General features: G+C 75.2%; 11 protein-coding genes and 1 pseudogene. 7 read left to right on the forward strand and 5 right to left on the reverse strand.

Annotated elements, in window-relative coordinates; genetic code table 11:
• Together AB0O29_RS32060 and AB0O29_RS32065 are read left to right on the forward strand one after the other, a co-directional pair.
• On the forward strand, positions 1-690 hold a 690-nt coding region (locus AB0O29_RS32060; protein ID WP_365158749.1), incomplete at its 5' end, for a TetR/AcrR family transcriptional regulator.
• Between the two features lie 116 nt (positions 691-806).
• Positions 807-1673 (forward strand): DMT family transporter, encoded by an 867-nt coding sequence (locus AB0O29_RS32065; RefSeq protein ID WP_365158752.1) that lies wholly within the window; start codon positions 807-809, stop codon positions 1671-1673.
• A gap of 71 nt (positions 1674-1744) precedes the next feature.
• Here AB0O29_RS32065 and AB0O29_RS32070 read toward each other — a convergent pair whose 3' ends face one another.
• Positions 1745-1966 (reverse strand): hypothetical protein, encoded by a 222-nt coding sequence (locus AB0O29_RS32070; RefSeq protein WP_365158755.1) that lies wholly within the window; start codon positions 1964-1966, stop codon positions 1745-1747.
• 251 nt (positions 1967-2217) lie between these two features.
• Here AB0O29_RS32070 and dacB point away from each other — a divergent pair, with 251 nt between their 5' ends.
• The gene (gene dacB / locus AB0O29_RS32075; protein WP_365158757.1) at positions 2218-3870 is read left to right on the forward strand and encodes a D-alanyl-D-alanine carboxypeptidase/D-alanyl-D-alanine-endopeptidase; all 1653 of its coding nucleotides are present in this window, start codon (positions 2218-2220) and stop codon (positions 3868-3870) included.
• A gap of 6 nt (positions 3871-3876) precedes the next feature.
• Here dacB and AB0O29_RS32080 read toward each other — a convergent pair whose 3' ends face one another.
• Positions 3877-4368, reverse strand: coding sequence for an FBP domain-containing protein (locus AB0O29_RS32080; RefSeq protein ID WP_365158759.1), 492 nt, complete (start codon positions 4366-4368; stop codon positions 3877-3879).
• A gap of 98 nt (positions 4369-4466) precedes the next feature.
• Between AB0O29_RS32080 and AB0O29_RS32085 the strand changes: the two genes are divergently transcribed.
• Entirely contained in the window at positions 4467-5036 is a 570-nt protein-coding gene (locus AB0O29_RS32085; protein WP_365158762.1) for a TetR/AcrR family transcriptional regulator, read from the forward strand.
• Positions 5033-6232, forward strand: coding sequence for a GDSL-type esterase/lipase family protein (locus AB0O29_RS32090; RefSeq protein WP_365158765.1), 1200 nt, complete (start codon positions 5033-5035; stop codon positions 6230-6232). The genes AB0O29_RS32085 and AB0O29_RS32090 overlap by 4 nt, the downstream gene beginning before the upstream one ends.
• Here AB0O29_RS32090 and AB0O29_RS32095 read toward each other — a convergent pair.
• The 3 genes from AB0O29_RS32095 to AB0O29_RS32105 all read right to left on the reverse strand — a co-directional run bounded on the left by AB0O29_RS32095 (position 6214) and on the right by AB0O29_RS32105 (position 9723).
• On the reverse strand, positions 6214-6792 hold the full coding sequence (locus tag AB0O29_RS32095; protein ID WP_365158768.1) for a hypothetical protein: 579 nt from the start codon (positions 6790-6792) through the stop codon (positions 6214-6216). The two genes, AB0O29_RS32090 and AB0O29_RS32095, sit on opposite strands and share 19 nt — an antisense overlap.
• 152 nt (positions 6793-6944) lie before the next feature.
• Positions 6945-8081, reverse strand: a complete 1137-nt coding sequence (locus AB0O29_RS32100; protein WP_365158770.1) for an agmatine deiminase family protein — start codon at positions 8079-8081, stop codon at positions 6945-6947.
• A gap of 91 nt (positions 8082-8172) precedes the next feature.
• Positions 8173-9723, reverse strand: coding sequence for an APC family permease (locus AB0O29_RS32105; RefSeq protein ID WP_365158773.1), 1551 nt, complete (start codon positions 9721-9723; stop codon positions 8173-8175).
• Between the two features lie 166 nt (positions 9724-9889).
• On the opposite strand from AB0O29_RS32105, the gene AB0O29_RS32110 reads away from it, so the two are divergent.
• Both AB0O29_RS32110 and AB0O29_RS32115 read left to right on the forward strand, forming a co-directional pair.
• On the forward strand, positions 9890-10549 hold the full coding sequence (locus tag AB0O29_RS32110; protein ID WP_365158775.1) for a TetR/AcrR family transcriptional regulator C-terminal domain-containing protein: 660 nt from the start codon (positions 9890-9892) through the stop codon (positions 10547-10549).
• A pseudogene (locus tag AB0O29_RS32115) lies at positions 10546-11098 on the forward strand (hypothetical protein); the annotation flags it as partial. The gene AB0O29_RS32110 and the pseudogene AB0O29_RS32115, both read left to right, overlap by 4 nt.

The raw sequence follows: 11098 nt of genomic DNA on the forward strand, positions 1-11098 counted from the left end.
CCCGCGGGGCCGTCCGACGGGCCGGCGTCGCTCACGCTCGGGCGCATCGTCGCCACCGCCGTCGCGGTCGCCGACGCGGAGGGGCTGGCCGCCGTGTCGATGCGCCGGGTGGCCGCCGACCTGGGGGTGGCCCCCATGTCCCTGTACCGGCACGTCGCCGACAAGGACGACCTCCTGACGCGGATGATGGACGGGGTCATGTCGGAGCACCCGCTGCCCGCCGAGGCGCCGCCGGGCTGGCGGGAGGCCGTCGAACTGGCGGCGCGCCGGCTCTGGGACCTGTTCCGCCGCCATCCCTGGCTCGCGCCCGCCCTGTCGATGACCCGCCCGCAGATCATCGCCTCGGCCCTGCCGTACAGCGAGTGGATGCTCGCCACCCTCGTGACGCACGGCCTCGACCCGCAGTCCGCCTTCACCGCGCACCTCACGCTGCTCAACTACGCGCGCGGGGTGGCCGTCAACCTGGAGGCGGAGCGGGAGGCGGAGGCCCAGAGCGGACTGGACAGCGAGGAGTGGATGGACCACCGGGAACCGGAGCTGCAAGCGGTCCTGGACACCGGCCGGTTCCCGGCGCTCGCCCGCCTGGCGACGGCCGGCTACGACTTCGACCTGGACACGCTCTTCGAGTTCGGCCTCCAACGCCTCCTCGACGGCCTCGCCGCACTGCTCGACCCGTCCCCCGCCGGCTGAACGGGAGGCGTCGCCGCGGGACCCGGGCCGTGTCCCCCGCCCGCCCGTGGGACCGGACGGGGGACACGGCGGCGGCGCTGAACGGCCGCCCGCGCCGATGGGCCGAGGATCGGGGCATGGGCTTCGTGGTGCCGGTCCTCTTCGCGCTGTTCGCGGCGTTCAGCAACGCGCTCGCGACGGTCCTCCAGCGGCGGGCCTCCCTGACCGTGCCGCAGAGCGACGGCTTCCGGTTCGGGCTGGTCCTCGACCTGCTCCGGCGGCCGCTGTGGCTCGGCGGGATCCTGGCGGTGATCGCGGCCGGGGCCGGGCAGGCGGTGGCGCTGGCGACGGGCGCGCTGTCGCTCGTCCAGCCCCTGTTCGTGCTGGAGCTGCCGCTCGCGCTGCTCATCGCCTCGCTCGTGACGCGGACCCGGCTCCCGGGGGCGGTATGGCTGGCGGTGGCGATGGTGGTGGCGGGGCTCGGGGTGGTCCTGGTGGCCGCCTCGCCCACGGGGAACCGTACGCACGTCCCGCTCGACCGGTGGGCGCTGGCCCTGCCCGCCTGCGCGGCCGCGGTGGCCGTGCTGGCCGTGGCCGGGCTGCGACGTCCGCCCGGCCGGATGCGGGCGGGCTGCCTGGGCGCGGCCACCGCCGTCTGCTACGCGCTGACCGCCGCCCTGATGAAGTCGGCCGTGCACACCCTGCGCGGGGGCGGGATCGGGGCGTTCCTGACGGCCTGGGAGACGTACGCCTTCGGCGCGAGCGGCATCTGCGCCGTCCTCCTCCTGGAACACGCCATGCAGGGCGGCCCGCTGGTCGCCTCCCAGCCCGCCCTGACCCTGGGCGACGCCGGCGTCAGCGTCGCCCTGGGGGTCCTCCTGTACGAGGAGCACCTGCGGGCCCACTGGTGGCTCCTCCCCCAGCTGCTGGGCCTGACCGCCATCTGCGCCGGCGTCCTGTCCCTGGCCCGCTCCGACGCGGGCGCGGAGCCGGGGGCCACCTGAGGCCGGGCGACGAGGCCGTGCCGTGGGGACGTGCGGTGCGGACGTGCGGTGGAGCCGTCCGGTGGAGCCGCTCAGAGCGCGACGACGATGACCGCCGCGGCCTTTCCGGTGCGTACGAGGGCGTTCCACCGGCCCTCCGGCGCCGGGAGCCGCGGGGTCGGGGCGGGGTGCGGGGGCAGGGAGGTGTTGCCGGAGCCGGGCATGCGGGAGGCCGCGAACACGCCGGGGGCCACGCGCACGGCTCCCGCTTCCATGGCGGCGGCGAGGAGGGAGACACGGTGGATCTGGCTCATGGGGGGGGCTCCTTGGAATACAAGGCGGGGTGTGGGGTCTCGGGGCTGATCCGATGATCCGAGGGGAGGGGCGCCTCGGGTGAGGACTCCTCCGTGTCTCCATTGAGCCGCGCGGGGCGCCGCCGCGTCACGTCCCTGGCGTTCGGGGCTTGACGTCCGTCCGGGTGACGTGCGGGGGCTGGCGGGCCGTGCCACGCTGGGCGCAGGTGCCGGGATTCCGGCTCAGACGGCCGCGGCGAACGGAGCGTGCCGTGGGACATCCGATGCGGGGCGGCGGACTGCGGCGGCGTGCGGGGGCCGGGCTGGCCGCGCTGGTGCTGGCGGCGTTCGCCCCGGGCGCGGTCGCCCGCGCCGGGCCGGACCCCTCGCCCTCGCCCTCGCCGGCTCAGCCGCCCGCGCCGTCCGCTTCCGGGGACGCCGGGCGGCTCGACCCGCGGATCTCGGAGATCATGCGCAAGCCGGAGTACCGGTACGCACAGTGGGGGCTGCTGGAGACCGGGCCCGAGGACGGCCGGGTGGTGCACTCGATGTTCCCGGAGCAGTTCTTCATCCCGGGTTCCACCGCGAAGCTGTTCTCCGTCTCCGGCACCTGGCGGACCCTGGGCACCGGCCACCGGTTCACGACCCCCGTCTACGCCGTCGGCGAGCGCCGGGGCGGCACGCTGACCGGGGACCTCGACCTCGTCGCGCAGGGCGACCTGACCCTCGGCGGGCGGACCCGGCCCGACGGGACCGTCGCCTACACCGACCTCGACCACACCTACGCCAACGACTTCCCCGGGGCGACGCTCACCCCGGAGAACCCCCTCGCCGGGATCGACGAACTGGCCCGGCAGGTGCGCGCGTCGGGGATCACGCGGGTGGACGGGGACGTGGTCGTGGACTCCCGGCTGTTCGCCGCCGACCCGGTCCTCGACCCCACGCCGACGCCGCTGATCGTCAACGACAACCTGATCGACCTGCTGACCACCCCCGGGGACCGGCCCGGCGTCGACGCCCGGCTGGACTGGCGGCCGCGGGTGGCCCCGTACCGGGTGACCTCGACGGTGAGGACCGTGGCGGCCGGGGGCGCGACGGCGGTCACCGTCACGGCCGACGAGGGCGGCACCCGCATCCGGCTGTCCGGCACCATCGCCGCCGGCGCGGCCCCCCTGCTGCGGACCTCTCCCGTCACGGACCCGGCCGCCTTCGGCCGGACCGCGCTCATCGAGGCGCTCGGCCGGGCCGGAGTGCGCGTCACCGCCGCGGCGACGGGCGCCGATCCCGTCGGCCGGCTGCCCCGCGACTACCGGGGGCGCCAGCGCGTGGCCGCGTACACCTCGCCCCCGTACGAGCAGTACGCCAAACTGATCCTCAAGGTCAGCCACAATCTGGGCGCCAACCTGGGCATCTGCCTGATGGCCGTGGCCACCGGCAGCGGGCGGTGCGCGGACGGCTTCCCGGTGCTGGCCGCCTTCCTCGACCGGGCGGGCGTCGACCGCGCCCAGGTGGAGCTCATGGACGGCCGCGGCGGGAACCCCGCCGACCGGGCCACCCCGCGGGCCCTCGTCCAGATGCTGGCGTACTGGCAGCGCGGCCCGGACGCCCGGCTCTTCCGGGAGGCCCTGCCCGTTCTGGGCGTCGACGGGCTGCTGGCCGGGAACTGCCGCGACTGCCCGGCGCGCGGGAAGGTGTTCGCGAAGACCGGCGCGGCGGTGGGCGGGGACGCGCTGAACGCCCGGCTGGCCGTCGGGGCCATCACCATCGCCGGCTACCTGGACCGGGGCGGCGGCCGCTTCGACACCTTCTACGCCGGCGTCAACGGGGCTTCCACCGCGAACACCGACCCCGCCGGGGTCCTCTCCATCGCCAACGACCTCGCCCTGGTGGCCGCCTACCTCCAGGAAGCGCCCCCGGAGCGGTGAGGCCGCTCAGGCGCTCACCCGGGCGAAGAAGGCGGCGAGATTGGCGACGGTCCGCTCGACCCTCTCCTCCACCGTGAGGGTCTCGTGGAGCCGGGCGTACGGGCCGGCCTCCTTGAGGCCCCGTACGTACAGCGAACAGGCGAGGTCGTCGCAGATGTACGCGCCGACGGAGTTGCCCTGCTGCCCGGCCTTGCCGGCCTTCGCGGCGACCATCAGGGAGACGCCCCCGTCATGGGTGGTCATGCACATCGTGCACATGCTGCGCCGCATCTGCACCGCGCCCGCGGAGGGCCGGCGCAGGGCGAGGGCCCTGGCCCGGCCGCCGGTCTCGGTCACCAGGTAGGCGCGGCCCGGGGACTGGGGGTCGCGCCAGCCGAGGTAGTCGAGGTCGTCCCAGGGGCGGTCGGCCAGGTCGCGGGGGACGGACAGGCGCTTCGCCTCGCCCTTGGTGCAGTTGACGAAGGCCGCGCGGATCTCTTGCTCGGTCAGTGGCTTCATGAGGAGCACGCTAATTTGCCTAAAGGTTTTAGGCAAACGCATAATCACTTCAGGCAGACAGCCGGCACCGCACGACGAGGAACTGCGAGGGAAGAGGCGTGGGACGCATCGGGTTGACCACGGACCGCCTGGTGCGGGCCGGGGCGGAGCTGGCCGACGAGGTCGGCTTCGAGCAGGTGACCGCCTCGGCGCTCGCCCGGCGGTTCGACGTCAAGGTGGCGAGCCTGTACTCGCACGTCCGCAACTTCCGGGACCTGAAGGCGCAGATCGCCCGGCTGGCCCTGGAGGAGCTCGCCGACCGCGGCGCCTCCGCGCTGGCCGGGCGCGCGGGCAAGGACGCCCTGAGCGCGCTGGCGAACGTCTACCGCGACTACGCCCGCGAGCACCCCGGCCGCTACGACGCCTCCCGGTTCCGGCTCACCCCGGAGGAGGCGGCCTCCAGCGCCGGCCCCCGGCACGCGGAGATGATGCGGGCCGTCCTGCGCGGCTACGACCTGGCCGGCCCGGACCAGACCCACGCCGTCCGCCTGCTGGGCAGCGTCTTCCACGGCTACGTGAGCCTGGAGCTGGCCGGAGGCTTCAGCCACAGCGCCCCCGACTCACAGGAAAGCTGGTCATGGACCCTCGACGCCCTCGACACCCTGCTGCGCGGACGGACGTCGGCATGACGATCCCCTCCGCCCCGATCACCACGCCCGTGACCGCGGACCTCCTGCGCGGGGCCCTCGACACCGAGGCCACCGGGCGCGGCCTGCTGCCGCACCGGCTGCCCGCCCGGGCCCGGGCCCAGAACACCGACGGGCAGCTGGCCATGGCCGAGTCCCAGCCCTCGGGCGTACGGCTGGTCTTCCGCAGCGCGGCGACCGTCGTCGAGCTGGACACCGTACCCGTGAAGCGGAACTACGCGGGCGCCCCGCCCCGCCCGGACGGCGTCTACGAGCTCTTCGTCGACGGCCGGCCCGCCGGCCGGGCGAGCGCGGAGGGCGGGGACACCCTGGTCCTCGACCCCGCCACGGGCCGCGCCGAACACCGGACCGGACCGCCCGCCACCCTGCGCTTCACCGGCCTGCCCGGCCGGACCAAGGACGTGGAGATCTGGCTGCCGCACGACGAGACGACCGAGCTCGTCGCCCTGCGCACCGACGCCCCCGTCTCCCCCGCCCCGGCGGGCGGCCGCAGGGTGTGGGCGCACCACGGCAGTTCGATCAGCCAGGGCTCCGGCGCCACGCACCCCACGGGCACCTGGCCGGCCCTCGCCGCCTCCCTCGGCGGGGTGGAGCTGGTCAACCTGGGCCTGGGCGGCAGCGCGCTGCTGGACCCGTTCACGGCCCGCGCCCTGCGCGACCACCCCGCCGACCTGATCAGCGTCAAACTCGGCATCAACCTGGTCAACACCGATCTGATGCGGGTGCGCGCCTTCGGACCCGCCGTCCACGGCTTCCTGGACACGGTCCGCGAGGGGCATCCGGACACCCCGCTGCTGGTCGTCTCCCCGATCCTGTGCCCCATCCACGAGGACACCCCCGGCCCGACCGCCTTCGACACGGCCGCGCTCGCCGCGGGCCGGCTGCGCTTCCGCGCGACGGGGGACCCGGCCGAGCGCGCCGCCGGGAAGCTGACGCTCACCGTCATCCGCGAGGAGCTGGCGCGGATCGTCCGGCAGCGGGCGCAGGAGGACCCGCACCTGTACCACCTGGACGGCCGCGAGCTCTACGGGGAGGCCGACGCCGCCGCACTCCCCCTGCCCGACGCGCTCCACCCGGACGCCGCCACCCACCGGCTCATCGGCGAACGCTTCGCCCGGCTTGCCTTCGGCGCGGACGGGTTCTTCGGGGACGGGAGCGGTCAGCGCCGGCAGGTGTAGTGGGTGAGGCGGGAGCGGGCCTCCTTCTCGGAGATGCCGAGGCCGGTGCCGATCGACTCCCACGACAGGTCGTCGGCCTCGGCGATGTAGGCGGCGTCGCGGGCCACGCTGCGGGTGACGCGTTCCAGTGCGGCCACGGCCTTGAGCGCGGCCACCGGCGCCTGTCCGGCCAGGTTGTTGAGCTGGTCCTCGACGCGTTCGAGGAGGTCGGCCAGTTCCGAGGGGAGCGGGACGGTGCGGGCCTCGACCTCGTCGAGGTGGCGTTCCCAGTCGCCGCGGGGCCCCTCGACGACGGGCTCGTACTGGCCGGCCGAGGCGTCGTCCCCGCGCTCGATCGGGTACCGCGCCGCCCCGCGCCAGCCGCACGCGCACGCGGCGCGCGCGGCGGCGGCCGGGGGGCGGTCCGGGCCGCCGCCGTAGGCCCACCACTCCCGCGTCTCACGCGACCCGGCCCCGCCGCCCGGGTCCAGGCGGACCGGGCCGGGCTCGGTCCCGTCCGCCAGGAGCGCGCCGGCCCAGCCCTCGTGCGAGGCCCCGAACTCCTCCGCCGTCCACCCCATGCCCACTCCCCGCCAGCCGTCCGATGCGGCCGTCCCGCCGGGGCGGCAGCCGCGTGCTCTCGCCCCACCCTGCCCATCCCGGGAACGGGCCAAGCGGCGCGTGCCGGCCGGTTCGCGGCGCACGGGGGCGCACCGCGAACCGCGCGCCCCGGTCAGCGCGTGCGCGGTACGTGCTGGGTGACGCAGTGGACCCCGCCGCCGCCCCAGGCCAGGATCCGGGCGGGCGTGCCGACGACCTGGCGGCCGGGGAAGAGCGGCCGCAGCCGGTCGAGGGCCGGGCCGTCCGCCGGCTCCCCGGACAGCGGGACGATCACGTGGGAGGCGGTCAGGTAGTAGTTGGTGTAGCTGAAGGTCTCGACCTGGAGGCCGTTCTGCCGGAAGTGCGGCTGGTGTTCCATCTCGACCAGTTCGAAGCGGCGCCCGCAGGCGTCGGTGGCGGCGTCCAGGACCGCCTTGTTCGCGGCCATCCGGGCGTGGTTGGGACTGGCGGGGTCGGGCTGGGTGTGCAGAAGGATCCGGGCGGGGCCGAGGTAGGCGGCCACGAGGTCGACGTGGCCGTTGGTGATGGTGTCGCCGGCGAGGCCGTACGGGAGCCAGATGAGCTTGGTCGCGCCGTAGGCGGCCAGCAGGGTCGTCTCGATCCGCTCGCGGGTCATGCCGGGGTTGCGGTTGGGGTTGAGCAGGCACTCCTCCGTGGTCACGAGGGTGCCCTGGCCGTCGGTGAGGACGGACCCGCCCTCCAGGATCAGCGGGACTTCGCGGCGCGGTAGGCCGAGCCGGTCGCAGACGCCGACGGGCAGGAGGTCGTCCTTGTCGTACGGGTACTTGCCGCCCCAGCCGTTGAAGCCGAAGTCGAGGCCGACGCTCCGGGTCCGCGCGGCGTTGAGGGCGAAGACCGGGCCGGTGTCGCGGGTCCAGCAGTCGTTGACGGGATACTCGACGACGGTGACGGCGGGGCCGCACAGGGCACGCGCGTCGTCGGCCTGTCCCGGCTCGGCGAACATCAGGACCGGCTCGGAGGCCGCGACGGCCCGGGCGATGCCGGCGATCTCGCCCTGTGCTTCGGGCAGCAGGGAGCCCCAGCCGTCCGTCCGGTCCCAGGGCCAGGACATGACGCAGCAGGAGTGGTCCTCCCATTCGGCGGGCGCCGTGTACTTCTCGGCCGAGGCGGGGGCGGCGGACGGGTCGGGGGTCCCGGCGGCCAGGGCGCGGCCGCCGATCAGGCTCGCGGCCGTGGCGGACAGTGCGGCGGCGCCGAAGCCCCTCCGGGTCATTGCGGGCAGGTGCATGACATATCTCCCGATGGATGGGCGGAACGGTGGGTGGGGACGGTGGGGGCGTGGGGCGCCCGGGGCCGGGACCGGCCCCGGGCGGAGAGGGTCAGGAGAGACCGGGTGCCGGTTCGGCGGGGCGGTCCGCGGGCGGGCGTACCGGCTGGGGCTCCAGGGCGCGGAGCTTCTCCTGGGGGCGGCGGACCAGAAGGTAGAGCAGACCGGCCGAGACGACCGCGCCGATGCCCAGCAGACCGGCCCAGACCTGGTACCACGGGGCGCCGGGCGGGGCCAGGATCGCCCGTGGCCAGCAGACGTTGGCCACCTCGAAGCCCGTCCAGAGCACGGCGAGCACGTTGAGAAGGGTCCCCTTGCGGCCCAGCCGGATGTGCCCGGACGGGACCCAGGTGCCGCGCAGCCGGGCGATGAGCGCGGCGAGGGAGACGAGGAAGAACGGCAGGAAGGTGGCGGCGGTGCCGAAGGCGATCAGGCTGCCGATGGCGGTGGCGTTCAGGCCCAGGAGCAGGCCGCAGCAGCTGACCGCGGTGGAGGCCACGAGGCCGCCGATCGGGGCCTGGCGGCGGTTGACCCTGCGCACGTGGCGGGAGAGGGGGAAGACCCCGTCGCGGGCGAGGGAGTAGACGCCGCGGGCGGCGCCGCCCTGGGAGGCCATGGCGCAGGCGAGGAACCCGACCAGGACGACGAGGACGAAGGGCTTGTCGGACCAGGAGCCGAAGGAGGTGACCACGGCGGTGGTCACCGGGTCGAGGTCGCTGCCGGCGACGACGGCCGCCGGGTCGGGGTGGGCCAGGGCCACCGCCATGGCGTTGAGGATCACCACGGTGCCGACGCTCAGCAGCGCCCACCACATGGCGCGCGGCACCTGCCGTCCGGCGTCCTTGGTCTCCTCGGCGGTGGAGACGCAGGCGTCGAAGCCGATGAACCCCCAGCCCGCGACGGCGAGGACCGCGAGGAAGGCCATCACGGTGGAGCCGCCCGACAGCTGCTCGGCGCCGAGGGTCTCGGTGAAGAGGGAGAAGCCGTGCCTGCGGAAGAAGAGCAGCAGGCTGAAGCCGACCAGGACCGAGGCGACCGCCTCGGCGGCGATGCCCAGGGACACGAAGAGGCTGAGGATCCTGATGCCGAAGGCGTTGACCGCCGTACACCCCAGCAGGATGGCCGCGGCCACCGCCACCATCGCGGCGGGGGTGGGCGTGATCCCGAGGAGGGCGAAGACCCAGGGCGCGGCCAGGTAGGAGACGGTCGTGTTGCCGAACATGACGGCGAACTGCCACACCCAGCCGCTCATCCAGCCGAAGGAGGGCCCGAGCAGGCGGCGCCCCCACTGGTAGGGGCCGCCGGCCAGGGGCCACTGGGAGGCCAGTTCGGAGTAGACGTTGACGACCAGGCACTGGCCGATCAGCACGACGGGCAGCGCCCACACCCAGGCGGGGCCGGCGATGGTCGTGCCGACCATGGACACGGCGTAGAGGGCGACGACGGGCGAGACCACGGCGAAGCCCATGGCGATGTTCCCCAGCACACCGAGGCTGCGGCGCAGCTCCTGCCGGTAGCCGAGGTCGCTCAGCCGGGCGGCGTCGCCGTCTGCGTCCTGCGGGGTGGCGGTGGCGGGTCTGCCGCCGGTGGAGGGTTCTGACACGTGACACCTCGGAGGGCAGGGGGAGGCGTCCGGCGTCCCCGGCGCGCTCCCCGAACTAAATCTAACCTTGTTAGGTAACGGGGTTGCGGGGACGTTAACGCGCCCTCGGCCTCTTGGGAAGACCTGCCGGCGGGTAACCTTCGGCTGGAAGAGGGGGAGTGCCGCCGTGGGCCGACCGAGCCAGCCGCTGCTGAGCCGCGCGATCATCGCGCGCGCCGCACTGGAACTGCTCAACGAAGAGGGCCCGGACGCGTTGAAGATGCGCTCGCTCGCCGACCGGCTCGGCGTGCGGGGGGCGTCCCTCTACCACCACGTCGCGTCGAAGGAAGACCTGCTGGACGCGGCGTCGGAACTGCTGAACGACGAGATCGACCTCGGCCCGCTCCAGGACCCCGAGTGGCGCCGGGGAGTCGCCGAGTACGCCCGGGGCTACCGCCGGGTGTACCTCCGCCACCCGCACATGATCGCCCTGGTGGCCCGCCGCCGGGTCGAGGCCGACCGGGCCCTGCTCGGGTACGACGCCCTGCTGGGCGCCCTGGTCCGGGCGGGCTGCACCCCCGCAGGGGCGGCCGAGGCCGCGGCGGCCCTCGACTACCTGGTCCTCGGCTCCGCCCTGGAGACCTTCACGGCGGGCTTCACCCGCGCCCCGGACGACTACCGCCCGGACTACCCGGCCCTGGCCGACTCCCTGGCCTCGACGGCCGACCGCCCCGGCGGTCTCGCCGGCCTCGACGACCGCGGCTTCGAACTGGCCCTGCGCCTCCTCCTGGACGGCCTGGCGGCGGGTCCGGGGGCGTCGGCCCAGGCCGCCCCTCCCGGGCCTTGACTCCGCTTCCCGCCGGACGGCGTCCGCTTCCCGGAGGACCCTGGGAGCTCCCCGACTTCCGGACACTGCTGGACGGTACGGACTGGGCGTCGCTCGCCACGGCCTGCGGTACGGGGGAATCCCTGCCGGCGGCGCTGGCGCGACTGACCGGCCCCGACCCGCTCGTCAGGGAGTCGGCCCTCCGGGACGCGCTGGGGCCGGTGACCCACCAGAACACCGTCTACGGGGCCACCGTGCCCGTGGCCCTCTGCGTCGCGGCGCTCCTCGGCCATCCGGCCATCACGGCGGGCGACTCCGGCCGGGGCGCGAGGACCTGCCCGGACCATCCCGTTCTCGTGCGGCTGCTCAGCTGGCTCGGCGACACCGCGCGCGACGCGGACGACGAGTGCGTGGCGGCCGGGGAGCGGCTCCACGGTGCGGGATTCCTCGACGAGTACGAGGAGATGCGCGCGTTCCGGGACGCGGGCCCGGCCCGCGTCTCGGCCCGGCGCCCCCCCCCCCGCCCAGACCCCCCCCACCTGCGCGACCCCCCGCGCCGCGCCCCCCCCC

The organism is Streptomyces sp. NPDC089915 (assembly GCF_040684675.1).
Classification (GTDB): Bacteria; Actinomycetota; Actinomycetes; order Streptomycetales; family Streptomycetaceae; genus Streptomyces.

Excerpts from the sequence above, each read along its gene's own strand:
- AB0O29_RS32065 (WP_365158752.1), top strand. The coding sequence starts at position 807 with ATGGGCTTCGTGGTGCCGGTCCTCTTCGCGCTGTTCGCGGCGTTCAGC.
- AB0O29_RS32100 (WP_365158770.1), bottom strand. The coding sequence starts at position 8,081 with ATGCACCTGCCCGCAATGACCCGGAGGGGCTTCGGCGCCGCCGCACTG.
- AB0O29_RS32095 (WP_365158768.1), bottom strand. The coding sequence starts at position 6,792 with ATGGGGTGGACGGCGGAGGAGTTCGGGGCCTCGCACGAGGGCTGGGCC.
- AB0O29_RS32090 (WP_365158765.1), top strand. The coding sequence starts at position 5,033 with ATGACGATCCCCTCCGCCCCGATCACCACGCCCGTGACCGCGGACCTC.
- AB0O29_RS32080 (WP_365158759.1), bottom strand. The coding sequence starts at position 4,368 with ATGAAGCCACTGACCGAGCAAGAGATCCGCGCGGCCTTCGTCAACTGC.
- AB0O29_RS32070 (WP_365158755.1), bottom strand. The coding sequence starts at position 1,966 with ATGAGCCAGATCCACCGTGTCTCCCTCCTCGCCGCCGCCATGGAAGCG.